Here is a 15801-nt window from a genome sequence, read left to right as displayed (position 1 = left end):
GTCGAAGAAGAACATTATGACAGACCAGGGTCGTATTGAGTCCGACAGCCAGCCACTAGTGGCGGCTATTGATCTGGGTTCCAACAGTTTTCACATGATTGTTGCGAGAGTGGAACAGGGTGAAATCAGGCCGATTGAGCGCCTGGGAGAAAAAGTGCAGCTGGCTGCCGGGTTGAGTAAGGACGACTGTCTTTCTGAACAGGCCATGACCAGAGGACTAAATTGTCTGGCGCAGTTTGCCCAATATATGTCAGGAAGATGCTTTCAAGCGCTCAGAGTTGTAGGAACCAATGCTCTTCGAAAAGCGAAGAATAGCGCTCATTTTGTTGAAAAAGCAGAAAAAATTCTTAATCACCCCATTGAAATTATCGCTGGTCGGGAAGAAGCTCGCCTGATTTACCTTGGCGTTGCACAGACTCAGTCAGACGACAATGATCGCCGAGTGGTGGTAGATATTGGTGGGGGTAGCACCGAGTTGATTGTGGGTGAGCGCTTTGAGCCTAAATTGCTGGAAAGCCTTCATATGGGTTGTGTTGCATATACCGACCGTTTTTTTCCTGGTGGAGAGCTTTCAACTGAGCGTTTCCAGTCAGCCTATTATGCGGCACGTCTGGAGCTTCTGAACATTGAACAGGCCTACAAAAGTTTGGGTTGGGTTGATGCTGTGGGTTCTTCAGGTTCTATCCGGGCGGTGAGCACTATCCTCTCGGCTATGGGGCATGGTGAAGTTATTACCCGGGATAAAATGGACATGCTGAAAAGCCGGGTGCTGGAATTTTCTCATACTGGCAGGGTTCGTTTTCCTGGTTTGAAGCCTGACCGTCAGGCGATTTTCCCCGCCGGACTGGCAATATTGATGGCTTGTTTCGATGCGTTCGAGCTTGAGAAAATGCAATATTCAGAGGGCGCTCTCAGGGAAGGCGTTCTTTATGACATGTTGGGCAGGGACCGCCATGAAGATGTCAGGGGGAGAACCATATCTGCATTGATGGAACGTTATCATGTGGACCGGGCCAATGCAGAAGGGATTAACAGGCACGCTCTGGCCTGTTTTGATCAGGTAAGTCAGAGCTGGGATCTTGAGGCTTCTGATCGTGAGTTGTTGAACTGGGCTTCTTTGGTGTGTGAGGTCGGTCTGGATATTTCCCACTCTCAATACAACCGTCATGGAGCCTATCTGATACAGCATTCGGATTTGATGGGGTTCAGTAAGGAGCGACAAAGGAAATTGGCTCTGCTGGTGCAAGGGCACCGCAGGGGGATCCCAAAAGGATTGCTTGAACACTCCGATAGTAACCACCTGCTGAAACTGACCGTTCTCCTTCGTATGGGGATTGTTCTTAATCACATACGAGGTGTGGCATTATCAAATTATGCGTTAAAAGCAGGCAGTCGTACTTTGAATGTTGGCTTCGAGCGAGGTTGGTTAAAAGAGCATCCACTGACAGCTGCCGACTTCGAACGAGAGAGAATGTATCTTCATAAAGTCGGCTTTAAATTGAATGTTAATTGAGTGATGCTCAGCCGTAGCCTTAGGCTGCGGTTTTTGGCTGCTCGGATGACATATCAAACTCCTGGTATTCTTCTCTGTCTCTTGTGAGCATGATGACGGCTCCATCAATCAAACTGGTGCAGGCATCGTGAACATGTGCGCTGTCGTTCAATAGCGAACTGGCAACAAATGGATCGACCTGGCCAGAGCGAATCAGTTCATTCAAAGTCTGGTTTGTGTGCTCATCCCTTTCCCTGAGCTCTTTCTTAAGTTGGTCTGTATGTTCGCGAATATGACTGTAGTTACGTCGAACACCCAGTATGTCAACCAGCTTTAGAACTGAAGCCAGACAAAGCCTCAGTTGATTGTATTGTTCTCGAATTTGCTCATTCTCGGAGTTGGTGTACTTGCCCATATTTTTATATATGTGTTTAACGTGTTTGATGGCCTGTACAAAATCCCGACAGGCGACTTTCAGGGCAAACAGCTCTTGAGCCTGTTGTTTTGGTAGTTGTCCCTCCAGAGCGCCTGAATACTGGATAATATCCGCATAGATGCCTTTTATGTGGCGAATATACAACTCTTTGATGGTCCAGGGTTGTTCTTCTCTTCGCCAGCTTTGAACCAGCTCATCCAGGTTGTCCGACTCTCGAAGCTTTTCACCGCTGAGATAAATGCCATAACAGATCAGCTCCAGAGTATTCCGATAGAGGTGGCCACATTCCTTGGTAATGGCTCTCAGGGCTGTATCCGGATAGCTTAAAGTCACCGGGTTCAGGTAAATAGCTCTTTCTACATTGAGAGACTCATCTTCAGCAAGATTCAGGGGAACCTGTGGTGAGTTATCAATAAAAAGTGTCTGAAGCCAATGCACCATTTTATTGAGAAAAGGTAATAGCGTCAGAATGCCAATGATGTTGAACAGGCTGTGAAAGATAGCCAGTTTCAGGGTGTAGTTATCTGCTGCGATCCCATAAGCGGAGGCCAGATAGTCGACAGCTCCCATCAGAGGTTTGAGTGCAGCGATAGCAATGATTGCCGTGATAATGTTGAAGGTGAGATGGGCAACCGCCAACCTTTTACCTTCTGCATTGGCACTGATTGCGCCAAGGATTGCTGTAATAGTGGTACCAATATTTGAGCCAATAGCCAGAGCCAGAGCGTTTTCATAACTGAGCTGACCAGCAGCAAGGGCTGAGAAGGTTAAAACCATGGTTGCGTTGGTTGACTGCATAATGATCGTGGCCAACATGCCCACTCCGGTGTACACCAGAACGCCCAGAAAGCCCTGCATAGCAAATTCAACGAGATCAATGGAACTCTTGAAGGCATCAAACCCGACCTTCATGTAATGGATGCCAAGGAATAGAAAGCCTATCCCAAGGAGGATGTAGCCTAGCCCGTTAATATTTTTATGTCGGTTAGATTTGAAAATCAGCCCTATTACGAGCAGCGGCATGGCATAAGCAGATAATTTTACTTTCAGGCCAAAGACTGCAACCAGCCAGGCACCTGCAGTGCTGCCAAGGTTAGCGCCAAAAATGATGCCCACACCCGCAGTGAGACCTATCAGCCCGGCACTCAGAAAAGAGATAACAATGACCGAAACCAGAGAGCTGGATTGCAGAAAGGCTGTAGAGATCACACCAAAAGATAAACTTTTCCAGACCTTGTCGGTTGTTTTCTTTAACAGGGCTTCAAGCAGACCTCCGGTGTAAACCTTGAAGCCCTGTTCAAGGTAAACCATACCAAAAAGAAAGATAGCAACACCGGCAGCTATTACACGAAACTCGGGGCTGACCCAGAATCCGTAAATCAGCATCACAATGATAGAAGGTAAAAAAAGCCGGCCTAACATGCCTGATTGAAAGCTCATAAGCATTCCAGAATGAAACTTTAATATCGTCGTTATCGGCTTGTCGGCCCGGACTTTTCAATTAATTTATCTGTCGCAAAACTGTCACTAAAGAGTCAGGAATAAGGCCCGATAATATGGGTTCCTGAAGTCCGACTGCTTAGTCAGAGGACAGGATAGCCTCGTTGATTGAAGGCTTAATTTATGAGCAAGGGCGCGAAGCACTCAAGAAACCGTGATGGCAAGTTTTATGACAGAGAGCTTCGATCAGGTGTTTTCTTTCGCTACAGGCATTGTTTAGAAGGTTTAGAAGGTTTAGAAGGTTTAGAAGGTTTAGAAGGTTTAGAAGATGGCTGGAAATCTGATAGTTAGAGATAGAATCACCTGCGAGCAGGGGCGGTTGTATCAATGCATGAGAAATGGTCGGGTCAAAGTCCTGATGGACAGCGGTGAGGTTAGAGAATATTTTGCTAAGGATCTGGTGGGGACTCTGGCTTCCAGCTCGGTAGCTGAACTTTCCGAAAGAAGGCGTATACAACAATGGCAAGATGGACTGAAGTAAGTAAAAAATTAAGACCTGCTTTTGTCAGGTCTTTTGTTAATGAGCAAAGGCCGCAATTCAATCAGACTTCTCATTTTCTGGCTACACCTGTCATTTAATTAAGTCTTTTAATCGATCGATTGGCTCCAGATGATGCGCTGGTTTTCCTACGATTAAGCGGTCTCTGAAATTGAAAAAACAAATCAAATATTTCTTAATTAATTCTTCGATATAAGAAAATATCATTTCTCAATTGTCCCATTTGCTATTTAACTGAGTCAACGTGGTTGGGCTCAGGTATCTGTATTTATGAATTCCCCTTATTCAGCTGATAATTATCAGCGACCTGCTCTGGAGACTCCTAATGGCTCAAAGCGCATTTTGTTGCACTCTTGCTGCGCTCCCTGTGCCTGTGAAATCATGAATGCCATTCAAGCGTCAGGTATTGAACAAACCGTATTTTTTTATAATCCTAATATCCACCCACTGGAAGAATATGAGTTAAGGAAAAAAGAGAACAAGCGGTACTGTGAAAAAAATAACATCAAATTTATTGATGCAGACTATGATACAGAAAACTGGTTTGAGCGGATTAAGGGATTTGAGAATGAGCCAGAGCGAGGAGAAAGGTGTTCGATTTGCTTTTCGATGCGTTTTGAGAGGACTGCGCTCTATGCTTTTGAACATGGGTTCAATCTTATTTCCAGTACATTGGGTATTTCCCGATGGAAAAATCTTGAACAAATCAACTACTGTGGGGTTGAAGCCGCCAATCGCTATCCTGATATCACTTACTGGACTTTTAATTGGCGTAAGCAGGGTGGTGCATCAAGAATGATTGAGGTTTCCAAAGAGGAAGCTTTTTATCAACAGGAATATTGTGGTTGTGTGTATAGCCTGAGAGATACCAATCGCTGGCGGATGAGTCAGGGGCGTTCAAGAATTAAACGACTGATCAAATTTTATGGTGAAAGCTGAATAGCTTTCGTGTGTGATACATTGAGGTCTGATGATGAATATATTTGATGAACTTCTGCATCGTCTCGGTAGTAAAACCAGAATCCGTTCTCTCTTCAAAGATATTGGTATGGATGAGATGGAACGCATCATTAACCGGTTGAGTGAGGTTCTGGAAGAAAAAAATCAGGAAAAAGAAGCTGAAGATCTGAAAAGAAAAGAAAAGCTTCAGAGTGTAGAAGAGATCAAAAAAGTCATGGAAGCCAAAGGCCTTTCAATGTCTGATCTGAATCTTTTTCAGGAGATGGGCAAGGAAGGGAAGCGTAAGAGGAATGTCTCCAAACATAACTTTGAATATCAGACTGCTTCCGGAGATACAGTGCGTTGGTATGGTTCAACAACAGGGCGTTTACCCAAAGATTTTCAGGACTATCTTGATCGTACCAATAAGAAGCGAATTGATTGTATTGTTGATGACGAGTGACTGTGCAGTCCGGTGAGTCTTGTCAGGCTTGTAGGTGAGTCACCAGGGAGCGCATCCATAGAGACAGGTCACTGATGTCGTCCAGAATCAAAAAAAGAAGGGCGACATCCACCGGATCTATTTCGCTTTCCATCTGGCAGGTTTGCTCTCTGATTTCGTGACTGATCTTTCTGAGCTCATCGACATAGCATGCTAGGCTTTTTCGAAAGCCTCCTTGGGTTTTGCTGTGCTGTTTCCTAAATCCGCCCTGACTGAGTTCATTGAGCTCTATGACACCTTGCCTTAATTCATAAACGGTCTTGCCAAACTGCCGGGTCAGGTTGTTCAGCGGAACAATCATCTCTACCGGCAATCTTAGTGGGCGATAACTTAATCGTTCCGAAAGTCTAAATATCTGATGAGCCAGCTGGCTTTGAGTCTGCAGTATATCTATGACAACTTCTCTGGGCTGAGCCGTGAGAGAAGGTCTTTGCAGTCGGGAAAGAACCTCCTGCTCCAGCAGTTCCAGCTGGTGGGGGAGTTCCTTTATCCAGGGCGTACTAGACGGAACCTGCATTTTTTCAGAGCTAAGGCTTTGAATTTGCCGGTTGAGATGCAAAAGCGCGTCCAGTACGGCATTACGGTGTCGTAGCAAAGGCTTGAACGGTGAGCCTGAAAACAGGCTGGCAAAGGTTTCGAGATCCATAAGGCTATTATCGGCCAGACAGGCAATTGCCATAGTGCGTTGAGTTGAAATGAGAGGTAGACAAGCCCTGTTTTTGGAGAGCCTTATACTTTGAATTAAATTTAACTGAAATGCTTTTCAGGGAATGAATCGTGCAATCATCATCGAATGATCCGATCGCTCAAATACTGTCATTGCCCTCCTCTCCCAATACCCTGCAAATGAAAGACTCTGTGCCGGCAGCTTTTGAGAGAAGGTGGTGAACTTCAAGCCCCGATCCAATGGCTAAAGCACTACCCATGGGTAGTGCTTATTGAAATCAGGGCAGGTTACGAACCAGCAACGACATTTCGTCAGGCTCAACGCCTTCCGGAATAGGAATTTTAACGACGTGTCCCGAGCCTGGAGCTACAGCAACCGATTCGCCTTTTTTGTTCTCGATGTTATCGAGGGTGAAGGCGACATTGCCCTTGGGAGTCATCAGCTCCATGGTGTCTCCCGTTTCAAAACGGTTTTTCACTTCAATCGTGATCTGGTGGCCGTTGCTATTGAGAATCTCACCAACAAATTGTTGCTTGGAACCTTTGGAGTTTCCGTATTCGTAGTTCTGGTATTCATCATGAACATGACGTCGATAGAAGCCTTCTGTATAACCACGGTTCGCCAGGTTCTCTAAGGTGTCCATGGCACTCATGTCAAAAGGAATACCTGCTGCTGCATCATCAATCGTCTTACGGTAAACCTGTGCCGTTCTGGCAACGTAATAAAAGGACTTGGTGCGCCCCTCAATTTTCAGAGAATGGATACCCATGCCCGTGAGACGGTGAACATGTTGAACAGCTCTGAGATCTTTTGAGTTCATGATATAAGTGCCATGCTCGTCTTCAAAAGCCGGCATGTACTGATCGGGTCGACCTTCTTCCTGCAGCAGAACAATTTGGTCTGATGGCTGACCATCTCCCAGCGTTGGCTGAACCACTTGTGGATCTGAACTGGCTGGTATTACATCACCGCTGTCGGTTTCCTTGGCTTCGTGAGCCTGATAGTTCCAGCGGCAGGCATTGGTGCAGGTACCCTGGTTAGGGTCTCGCTTATTGATGTATCCGGATAGCAGACAGCGTCCGGAATAAGCGATGCAGAGAGAACCGTGAACAAAAACTTCCAGCTCCATTTCGGGGCACTCTTCACGAATTTCCTGAATCTCTTCCAAAGACAGCTCACGAGAAAGAATAATTCTCTCTACACCCTGCTTTGCCCAGAACTTAGCCGTAGCAAAGTTCACCACGTTAGCCTGCACGGATAAATGCACAGGCATTTCAGGAAAGGCTTCCCGTACCATCATGATCAGGCCGGGATCAGACATAATCAGGGCATCAGGCTTCATGGCAATGACTGGCTCCATATCCCGCAGGTAGGTTTTTACCTTGGTGTTATGAGGCGCGATATTGCTGGCCAGATAAAACTTTTTGCCCAGAGCGTGTGCTTCATCAATGCCCTTTTGCAGGTTTTCATTTTTGAAGTCGTTGTTGCGGACTCTGAGGCTGTATCGGGGTTGCCCTGCGTACACTGCATCGGCGCCATACGCGAACGCGTAGCGCATGTTCTTTATGGTGCCGGCAGGGGAAAGGAGTTCCGGTTTCATATGACTGCAAATGCCCTGTTATCAATGCAAGGGCGCGCATTATATCAGGGTGAAAACGATAGAAAATAAGCAGTTTGTGAATGTCTGGGAAATGAGGAGTTGGGAGGTTGCAGTTAACAGTATCTCCGACAGGTTGGGCTGGATTAATACAATAAGTGCAATCGATAAGTGCAATCGATGTGGTCGAAAAAGTAATTTTCCTCGACCTTGCTTTTATCAGCGTCTTCTTCTTGGTTTTAGAGCTGGGCTGCTAGGTTGGTGGCTTTTTAGCCCTTTGTCTCCAGTTAAGATTTCCACTTCTATGGCGCTAGTGCTGGCATAATAATCGGCGACATCTTTTATCGTTGTATCACCAATACCTAACCCTTGAACTGCGAAATCTGGCCAACATTCGGCCAGCTGTATTAGCTTGTCTGCTCCCCATAGCTCCGCTTGATGGCCAAATGCTGCCCAAGGGTCTGTGTCAGTAGCAGTTTTGTGGATATATTCTGACAAACTTTTTGCTAATGAATATCTATCACCGGATGTAAAAGCAATATGATTGCCAGTTTCTATAATAGTGGCTAAAGGTAATACAAATGTACTACCTGCTTTTAACTCTTCTGAAACTTTCTGTTCTATGCGTACAAAGTTCCAACGATCATTTTCTGGGCCACAGGTATCTTTTCCTGGCACTTGCAACCAACAACATAGTACAGAAGTATCAAAGATAATGACTTTACTACTCATTACTGACCTATCCCTGCAGACTGTTGTTCCTGATGAAGTGCTTGTTCAAGTTTTCCTTGGCTTGAAAGAGTGCCAACAGGGCCTGTAGCAAGTAGCTTAGGGAGTTTTGATAAATCTTCCAGAAGAGTTAGACGACTGTGTCCTGTTTTGTTATCACGATGACTTATCGTAATAAAAGGTGTCATCTCCGGACCTAGGCTATCTAATAATGCTGGGTTGTGTGTGGTTACCAAGATATCGATATGACGTTGTTCTCCAATAGACCTCAAAACACTCAAAAGGACATTGGACCTTGAAGGATGAAGACCATTATCAATTTCTTCTACTACCAGGAGGCTGTACTCTGGGCGGGTGAGTAAGGCAACAAGTATGGCCAAAAACCTTAATGTACCATCTGACATACCTCTGGCATCAACAGAAATTTTCTTGTCACCCCACACCTCATCGCAATATAGCATGGCATCGGAGTTGAATCGACCAACAGTCTCCGAGTATATCCGACCAATATCCTTCTCTGGTAATAAACTGACATGTTGCGTGAGCGTCTCTTCAATTTGCAGTCTTTGTTGCATATCAAGAGCAGCAATAATCCCAGCCATGTTGGCCGCATCGCTATCTAGATCTTTTGACAAGGGGACATAATCCCTCATGTGTGATGGGATTGGGTCAAGAATAAAAATGCCCTTTAATGCTGTGATAACGGTTTCAACACCTTCGGTAATATCTTTACTCAGATTTTGTGAGAAAGCCTCCGGGTGTAGCTGGCTCAAAATTGTAGATTGTCGTGCGGAGGGTCTTGGTTTACCTTGTTTTCGATTGTAGAGACGGGCTGTAATAGCTGGTGAGTCAAGTGAACAATGATCGGTTCTGAATAACGATATATCTGAAGAGACGGTTTGAGCTCGTGGTCTGTACTTCACTCGTCTCAAACTTTCTGATGCAATTTGTGGTAAGCCCTCAACATTGACTTCAAGCCTATAAATATAATCAATAAGTTCATTGCTGCCTGTGACCTTTACTTCTAGAGCAAATAGTTTTGTTCCTGAACGACATACCCAATCTGTGCTACCACGTAATCCAGGGAAATTACTGTCACCCTGCAGAATAACATTCAAAAGCATGCCTGATGCGCTGAGGTTCAGAAATAGTAAGGCGTCCAGCACATTAGACTTACCGCTAGCATTAGTGCCGATTAGAACTGTGAGAGGGTCTATATAAAGGGTCGAGTCTTCGAAGCTTTTCCAGTCTACTGCTCGGATTTCTTTTATCATAGGGTTACCGTTTACTTAATCTGCGAGGAAGAAAGTTGTCTTATCTTTGTTGTTCAGCGCTTCTCCCGATAGTAAGTATTGGAACGTTTGGTGTGAACAGTGGGTTTGGGGTCGATCAACTTGACCAAAAATAGACAATCTCAGTAAGTGCTGTTGCAGAGTATATAAAATCAGAGCGTAGATATTCTACTGAGTTCACTCAATATTTTTCAGGGGGGGCTGTCATTCGTAGGGGCTGAATTCAAGCTTTTGATCCCATCAGATAGGTTTTTATATAGTCGTTCAGAAAATGTTTTTAGGAAGAAAAAAACTAGTGAGGGAAGAGCGGGCCCGACAGAACATCGGGCCAGAAAAAGCCCAAGATCTTACTTGATCTTGTACTCTTTGTACTCAACATGCTTGCGTACAACTGGGTCGTACTTTTTGAACACCAGCTTGTCTGGGGTGTTACGCTTGTTTTTGGTCGTGGTGTAGTAGTGACCAGTGCCAGCAGATGAAACCAGCTTGATCTTTTCACGAATACCTTTAGCCATGGCTTGTTGCTCCCGCTATCTTAGATTTTTTGACCGTTAGCACGCAGTTCGGTCAGAACGGTGTCGATACCTTTCTTGTCGATGATGCGCATGCCTTTAGCGGATACACGCAGGCGAACGAAACGCTTCTCGCTCTCTACCCAGAAACGCTTGTGGTGCAGATTAGGCACGAAACGACGCTTGGTCTTGTTGTGCGCGTGGGAAACGTTGTTCCCGGAAACCGGGCGCTTGCCGGTAACCTGACAAACTTTGGACATAATGGTGGCCTCTCAAACCAAAAAAACCCAGCCATGAGGCCGGAGGATTCCGTTGTTCGTTTTCGGGCAGGTCTGCCCAAGGTTTAGAGTCAGAACTCTCAGCAGCTACCCATATACAAAGACCGCGCTTTATATCAAAGTCAAGGCCTTGGTGCAAGTTGGGCGCTATAGGCGTTTTCCGTCTGGTGGCTCGAAAGCCTTGTCCTGACTGGCTCTTGGCGCCTGACTAAGAATAGACAGCTCGACCAGAAATCCAGAAAGAACGGTCTATTTTCTCGTTGAATTTACTTAAATAGATTAACTATTCACACAAACCCATCGAAATTGTCCAGAACGTTCAAGGCTGATGCCTCGTTCAACTGAATTTTATGCTCGGCGCTATTTTCGGTCAGGCTCCAGCAAAACTGAAAGGGAAAGCCCTGCAAGAGTCGCGTGCTGAATTATCTACTGATTTGAACAGAATCTGTAGTGGTAAAAATCGATATTTCTGGGGGCAGGGTATCCGTTTATCACGTATCCGTGTTGTACAAAGCTTTTGATGGTTGGTTGCACGGTAGATTTACATTAGGCCCTGCTCTACCAAAGAGAGTGTTTCGCCTTTACCAATGATAATGTGATCCAGCAGTCTGATATCCAGTAATGCCAAAGCCTTTTTGAGAGTCTCGGTGATTCTTATGTCGGCCTGGCTAGGCTGTGGGTCACCCGATGGATGATTGTGGCTGACTATTACTGCCGCTGCATTAAGCTCCAAAGCTCTTTTGACTACTTCCCTTGGGTAAACCGGCGCAGCATCCAGCGTGCCCTGAAACAGCGTTTCCAGAGCCAGAACCCGGTTTCGGGTATCCAGAAACAGGCAGGCAAATTCTTCTCTGTGACGTCCTCGAAAATGCAGCTGAAGGTATCGGCAGGTAGCATCAGGACTGTTGATAGCGCTTTGCTCAGACAGCTTTTCTGAGAGTACCCTCTGACAGATTTCGAGAATGGCGCTGAGCTCTGTTGCCTTGGCATTCCCAAGCCCTCTGAGCGCTTTTAATTGCGTTGGAGTTGCAGAGAGCAAACCATCTAAAGATTTAAAGCGCTGAATCAGTTGGGCTGCCAGAGTCAGTACGTGGGTACCCTTGTAGCCGGTTCGAAGGAGAATGGCGAGCAGCTCTGTATCACTGAGTGCTGAAGCCCCCAGGGATATTAGCTTTTCTCTGGGACGCTCCTCTTCAGGAAGTTCTTTGATGGTTATGTCCCGGGGATGCTTATTCATAGGGTTTGAAGGATCTGACTGTTAAGTTGGCGTCATTTCAGACACAATAAAACCCAGAAAATTCCCTAATTTATTATCTTCAAGGCAATCCATGCAACGTTTAAGAAATAAACGGATTTTGCTCGGAGTGACAGGTGGCATTGCTGCCTACAAGAGTGCCGAGTTGATCCGCATATTGTGCAGATTGGATGCGGATGTCCGGGTAGTCATGACCAAGGCTGCCTGTGAATTCATCACGCCTCTGACACTTCAGGCTCTCTCTCATAACCCGGTTCATCTGGATCTGCTGGATGCCAAGGCTGAGGCTGGTATGGGGCATATCGAGCTGGCACGCTGGGCTGATGTGGTGCTGGTGGCTCCAGCTACTGCTGATTTCATAGCCCGACTGACCAGCGGTCAGGCGGATGACTTGTTAACGACTCTCTGTCTGGCAACCAGTGCTCCGATTTGCCTGGCTCCGGCCATGAATCAGGGGATGTGGCGTGACCAGACGACACAACAGAATGTTGAACTGTTGAAAGAGCGTAGCGTTCGTATTTTCGGACCTGCTGATGGCAGTCAGGCCTGTGGTGATGTTGGGCCGGGTCGAATGTTGGATCCGGAACTGATTGCCCAGCATACTGCTGAAATGTTTGTTCACGACCTCCTGAGTGGTCTGAATGTTCTGATTACAGCAGGTCCAACCCAGGAAGCCCTGGATCCGGTGAGATTTATTTCGAACCACAGTTCTGGAAAAATGGCTTATTCACTGGCGACAGCTGCCATGGAAGCGGGTGCGTCCGTGAAGCTGGTCAGTGGTCCCGTTGCTTTGGAAACACCAGACCGGGTTGAGCGCATAGATGTTATCAGTGCCAGAGATATGCATCAGGCTGTCCTGGAAAACATTGAAGGGGTCGATATCTTTATTGGTTGTGCTGCCGTCTGTGATTATCGTCCTATTGAAATCCAGAAAGACAAAATCAAAAAGAATCCAGATGACCCTTCTGAAACCCTGGAAATCAAACTGGTCAAAAATCCAGATATTGTTTCAGCAGTAGCGGATCTGGAAAGTAGACCTTATGTTATTGGTTTTGCAGCGGAAACCCAGAATGTACTGGGTTATGCAGCAGACAAGCTGCGTCGCAAGAAACTGAACCTCATTGTTGCCAACGACGTATCGGATGGCGATATTGGTTTCAGCAGCGACAATAATGAGGTGACGGTGCTGGGTGAAGACTTTGAAGAGCCCATGCCAAGAGCTTCCAAGAAGGTTTTGTCGAGAAAGATTCTGAAAATTGTTGCGCGTCGTTTCCGTAAATGGAAAAGAGAGCAGAACAATACTGAAGGTAAAGCATGAAAGCACTGAAAACCCAAATTCTGGATTCACGCCTGGGCTCTGAATTTCCTTTGCCCGCCTATGCAACAGATGGTTCTGCGGGTATTGACCTCAGGGCCATGCTGGAAGCTCCCCTGACACTGGAGCCAGGCCAAACTGAGTTGCTGCCTACGGGTATGGCGATTCATATTGAAGACTCTTCTCTGGCTGCCATGATACTGCCGCGTTCCGGCCTGGGACATAAACACGGAATTGTTCTGGGTAATCTGGTAGGGCTTATTGACTCTGATTATCAAGGGCAGCTAATGGTTTCCTGTTGGAATCGTGGACATACCTCTTTCACAGTTGATCCGGGTGAGCGTATTGCCCAGTTGGTACTGGTGCCAGTGGTTCAGGCCAAGCTGGATATTGTTGACAGCTTTGATGAAACCGATCGTGGTGCGGGTGGCTTTGGTCATTCAGGTACACGATAAGTCCTGCAGGCAGCGGCAAGCCGCTGCCTAATCCCGCTTGCTGGTTTTATAGAAATAAAACATCTTTGAGATAGTCAGCAGTATTGCAGCAGCTTCTGCTGAGAGTATAAATAAAACCGGGCTAATCGATTGTTCAAAATAAAAAGCGGTTAGAAAATCTGTGTAATCCTGATTGGGCTCACAATACTTTCTTGCTTCTCCTGTTGTCTCAGGCTCATTGACGATACCGGGAATCCAAAAATGATGGTCAGATTCAAAAGTCAGACAAAGGACTCTGCTGTCAGGCATCCTCTCTACATCATCAGGTAGCGCTGAGGTCATATTCAGCCATTGCCATTGTCCGGGTAGATAACAACGGAAACCGTGAACGTTATGACGGTCGTGATGGTGACTGCAGTCCAGGCGCTAAAGTTGATCATCTATAAATGCTTGCTCTGGAACATTCACTAGGCGATGTTGATCTGCTAATCTGCACCGTCTCACAACACAATGAGCCATCATAACCATCAACAAAGTCGGCTGATTGTGTTTTGACCGAAGTGAGGAGGATAAATGGATAAAACGACCGAGCTGCCATTACATGATCGGGCTCAAGTGCTCACCGAAGCTTTGCCTTACTTGCAGCGCTTTTCAGGCAAAACCATAGTGATCAAGTACGGTGGCAACGCTATGGAGAGTGAAGAGCTGAAAAATGCTTTTGCTCAGGGCGTGGTTATGCTGAAGGCGGTAGGCATTAACCCTGTTGTTGTACATGGTGGTGGCCCTCAAATCGGATCTATGCTGGAGCGTCTGAACCTGGAAACCCGCTTTGTGCAAGGTATGAGAGTGACCGATTCAAGTACTATGGACGTAGTTCAGATGGTACTGGGTGGGCTGGTCAACAAGGAAATTGTCACGCTGATTAATAACAACGGTGGTCGTGCAGTGGGAGTTACAGGTAAAGACGGCCGTTTCATCATGGCACGTCGTCTGAAAGTGACTCACAAAACGCCTGAAATGTCGGTACCGGAAATTATTGATATCGGTCATGTGGGTGAAGTGGAATCCATTGATACCAGTATTGTTGAAATGCTTCAGAACTCAGATTTCATTCCGGTGGTTGCTCCTATTGGTGTTGATAATGTGGGGCTGTCTTACAACATCAATGCAGATCTCGTAGCGGGTCATCTTGCCGAAGCGCTCAATGCGGAAAAACTGCTGCTGCTGACCAATACTCCCGGACTGTTGAGTAAAGAAGGCGAGTTGTTGACCGGACTGGATTCTGAACAGGTAGAGAAACTGATTGCAGATGGCACTATTTATGGAGGTATGTTGCCAAAAATCCAGTGTGCACTGAGTGCAGTAAGCAATGGGGTTAATCGTGCTCATATTATCGACGGAAGAGTACCGCATGCTTTGTTGCTGGAGCTTCTGACTGATCAGGGTGTGGGTACGCTCATTACAGACGGTCAGTCTTGAGCCTTAAATTTGGGCTTCTTACCGTGACAACCTTCCATCACAACAGTAATGGAAGGTTGTCACGGTAAAAATCGATAATGGCAGAGAGCTTGAGCGAGTGGTATTGCCATTGAACAGCCATAAACGACTGAAACATTTTTCGTCTCTTTTATTAAGAAAATACCGCTATTTCGAGCACAGTAGTGATCTTCATGGGCAGAGGTTAGCGGTATTTTTGGCTCAGGGCTGATGGGAGAATGAAATATTTTTCATGGAAATAGTAAGACGGTGTCGAGAAGTAATGGATAAAACCAGGAAAGTTTCCCGAAAGGATCAAATTCTGCAGGCACTGGCTCATATGCTGGAAAACGCGCCTGGAGAGCGGATTACAACGTCAGCTCTGGCCAAGGAAGTCGGCGTGTCTGAAGCAGCGCTATACCGGCACTTTCCCAGTAAGGCCAAAATGTTTGAAGGGCTCATAGAGTTTATAGAAGACACTCTGTTCTCAAGAGTGAACCTGATACTGGTAGAAGAGCAAAAAGCCTTGCAGCGCTGTGGCAATATTTTGCTTTTGCTGCTGGGGTTTTGTGAGAAAAATCCTGGCTTAACCCGTATTCTTACAGGCGATGCTTTGGCTGGAGAGCCAGATCGTCTGAGACAGAGAGTAGCCAAGCTGTTTGATCGACTGGAAACTCAGATCAAACAAGTGTTGAGAGATGCTGAGTTGAATGAGGGCTTGAGGCCTCAAGCCACTCTGAATACGACAGCTAACATGCTACTTTCTGTTGCTGAGGGGCGTATCTGTCAGTACGTGCGCAGTGAGTTCAAGCGAAAGCCAACCGAGCAGTGGCCAGCCCAATGGGAAGTGCTTGAGACCGTCGTTTTTCGATAAACAG

At 46.3% G+C, this 15801-nt stretch carries 18 protein-coding genes; 9 read left to right on the top strand and 9 right to left on the bottom strand.

Annotated elements, in window-relative coordinates; genetic code table 11:
* Positions 1 to 16 precede the first annotated feature (16 nt).
* A complete protein-coding gene (ppx, locus tag GZ78_RS07700; RefSeq protein WP_034834553.1) occupies positions 17 to 1513 on the top strand; it encodes an exopolyphosphatase in 1497 nt (498 codons plus the stop codon).
* 19 nt (positions 1514 to 1532) lie between these two features.
* Here ppx and GZ78_RS07695 read toward each other — a convergent pair whose 3' ends face one another.
* Complete coding sequence (locus GZ78_RS07695) at positions 1533 to 3368, bottom strand: Na/Pi cotransporter family protein (protein WP_051785934.1); 1836 nt, start codon at positions 3366 to 3368, stop codon at positions 1533 to 1535.
* 183 nt (positions 3369 to 3551) lie between these two features.
* Here GZ78_RS07695 and GZ78_RS29375 point away from each other — a divergent pair, with 183 nt between their 5' ends.
* The 4 genes from GZ78_RS29375 to GZ78_RS07685 all read left to right on the top strand — a co-directional run bounded on the left by GZ78_RS29375 (position 3552) and on the right by GZ78_RS07685 (position 5329).
* A complete protein-coding gene (locus GZ78_RS29375; RefSeq protein WP_161787336.1) occupies positions 3552 to 3719 on the top strand; it encodes a hypothetical protein in 168 nt (55 codons plus the stop codon).
* Positions 3697 to 3909, top strand: a complete 213-nt coding sequence (locus tag GZ78_RS28805) for a hypothetical protein (RefSeq protein WP_152558612.1) — start codon at positions 3697 to 3699, stop codon at positions 3907 to 3909. Before GZ78_RS29375 ends, GZ78_RS28805 begins: the two co-directional genes overlap by 23 nt.
* A gap of 288 nt (positions 3910 to 4197) precedes the next feature.
* Positions 4198 to 4866: an epoxyqueuosine reductase QueH gene (locus GZ78_RS07690; protein ID WP_034834551.1), complete on the top strand. Its 669-nt coding sequence runs from the start codon at positions 4198 to 4200 to the stop codon at positions 4864 to 4866.
* A gap of 31 nt (positions 4867 to 4897) precedes the next feature.
* Entirely contained in the window at positions 4898 to 5329 is a 432-nt protein-coding gene (locus GZ78_RS07685; protein WP_034834548.1) for an H-NS family histone-like protein, read from the top strand.
* A 22-nt stretch (positions 5330 to 5351) separates the two neighbouring features.
* Here GZ78_RS07685 and GZ78_RS07680 read toward each other — a convergent pair whose 3' ends face one another.
* From GZ78_RS07680 to radC, 7 genes are all read right to left on the bottom strand, one after another.
* On the bottom strand, positions 5352 to 6014 hold the full coding sequence (locus GZ78_RS07680; RefSeq protein WP_236631506.1) for a DUF47 family protein: 663 nt from the start codon (positions 6012 to 6014) through the stop codon (positions 5352 to 5354).
* Positions 6015 to 6312: 298 nt separating this feature from the next.
* Positions 6313 to 7635 (bottom strand): prephenate-dependent tRNA uridine(34) hydroxylase TrhP, encoded by a 1323-nt coding sequence (gene trhP / locus GZ78_RS07675; RefSeq protein ID WP_034834539.1) that lies wholly within the window; start codon positions 7633 to 7635, stop codon positions 6313 to 6315.
* A gap of 216 nt (positions 7636 to 7851) precedes the next feature.
* The gene (locus GZ78_RS07670) at positions 7852 to 8364 is read right to left on the bottom strand and encodes a hypothetical protein (protein WP_034834538.1); all 513 of its coding nucleotides are present in this window, start codon (positions 8362 to 8364) and stop codon (positions 7852 to 7854) included.
* Positions 8364 to 9635 (bottom strand): AAA family ATPase, encoded by a 1272-nt coding sequence (locus GZ78_RS07665; RefSeq protein WP_034834537.1) that lies wholly within the window; start codon positions 9633 to 9635, stop codon positions 8364 to 8366. Before GZ78_RS07665 ends, GZ78_RS07670 begins: the two co-directional genes overlap by 1 nt.
* A gap of 365 nt (positions 9636 to 10000) precedes the next feature.
* Positions 10001 to 10168 (bottom strand): 50S ribosomal protein L33, encoded by a 168-nt coding sequence (rpmG, locus tag GZ78_RS07660; RefSeq protein ID WP_034834535.1) that lies wholly within the window; start codon positions 10166 to 10168, stop codon positions 10001 to 10003.
* Between the two features lie 20 nt (positions 10169 to 10188).
* Positions 10189 to 10425, bottom strand: a complete 237-nt coding sequence (gene rpmB / locus GZ78_RS28190; protein WP_081869730.1) for a 50S ribosomal protein L28 — start codon at positions 10423 to 10425, stop codon at positions 10189 to 10191.
* A 559-nt stretch (positions 10426 to 10984) separates the two neighbouring features.
* Positions 10985 to 11659: a RadC family protein gene (radC, locus tag GZ78_RS07650; protein ID WP_034836067.1), complete on the bottom strand. Its 675-nt coding sequence runs from the start codon at positions 11657 to 11659 to the stop codon at positions 10985 to 10987.
* A gap of 112 nt (positions 11660 to 11771) precedes the next feature.
* Between radC and coaBC the strand changes: the two genes are divergently transcribed.
* Together coaBC and dut are read left to right on the top strand one after the other, a co-directional pair.
* Complete coding sequence (coaBC, locus tag GZ78_RS07645) at positions 11772 to 13016, top strand: bifunctional phosphopantothenoylcysteine decarboxylase/phosphopantothenate--cysteine ligase CoaBC (RefSeq protein ID WP_034834532.1); 1245 nt, start codon at positions 11772 to 11774, stop codon at positions 13014 to 13016.
* A complete protein-coding gene (gene dut / locus GZ78_RS07640) occupies positions 13013 to 13468 on the top strand; it encodes a dUTP diphosphatase (RefSeq protein ID WP_034834531.1) in 456 nt (151 codons plus the stop codon). Before coaBC ends, dut begins: the two co-directional genes overlap by 4 nt.
* 27 nt (positions 13469 to 13495) lie before the next feature.
* Here dut and GZ78_RS07635 read toward each other — a convergent pair whose 3' ends face one another.
* Positions 13496 to 13789: a hypothetical protein gene (locus GZ78_RS07635; protein WP_152558611.1), complete on the bottom strand. Its 294-nt coding sequence runs from the start codon at positions 13787 to 13789 to the stop codon at positions 13496 to 13498.
* 231 nt (positions 13790 to 14020) lie between these two features.
* On the opposite strand from GZ78_RS07635, the gene argB reads away from it, so the two are divergent.
* Positions 14021 to 14926 (top strand): acetylglutamate kinase, encoded by a 906-nt coding sequence (gene argB, locus GZ78_RS07630; RefSeq protein ID WP_034834527.1) that lies wholly within the window; start codon positions 14021 to 14023, stop codon positions 14924 to 14926.
* A 280-nt stretch (positions 14927 to 15206) separates the two neighbouring features.
* Entirely contained in the window at positions 15207 to 15797 is a 591-nt protein-coding gene (gene slmA, locus GZ78_RS07625; RefSeq protein ID WP_034834526.1) for a nucleoid occlusion factor SlmA, read from the top strand.
* Positions 15798 to 15801 lie beyond the last annotated feature (4 nt).

Source organism: Endozoicomonas numazuensis (assembly GCF_000722635.1).
Lineage (GTDB): Bacteria > Pseudomonadota > Gammaproteobacteria > Pseudomonadales > Endozoicomonadaceae > Endozoicomonas_A > Endozoicomonas_A numazuensis.
Note: the sequence above shows the minus strand (reverse complement) of the source record. Positions and strands in the feature narration are given on the sequence as shown.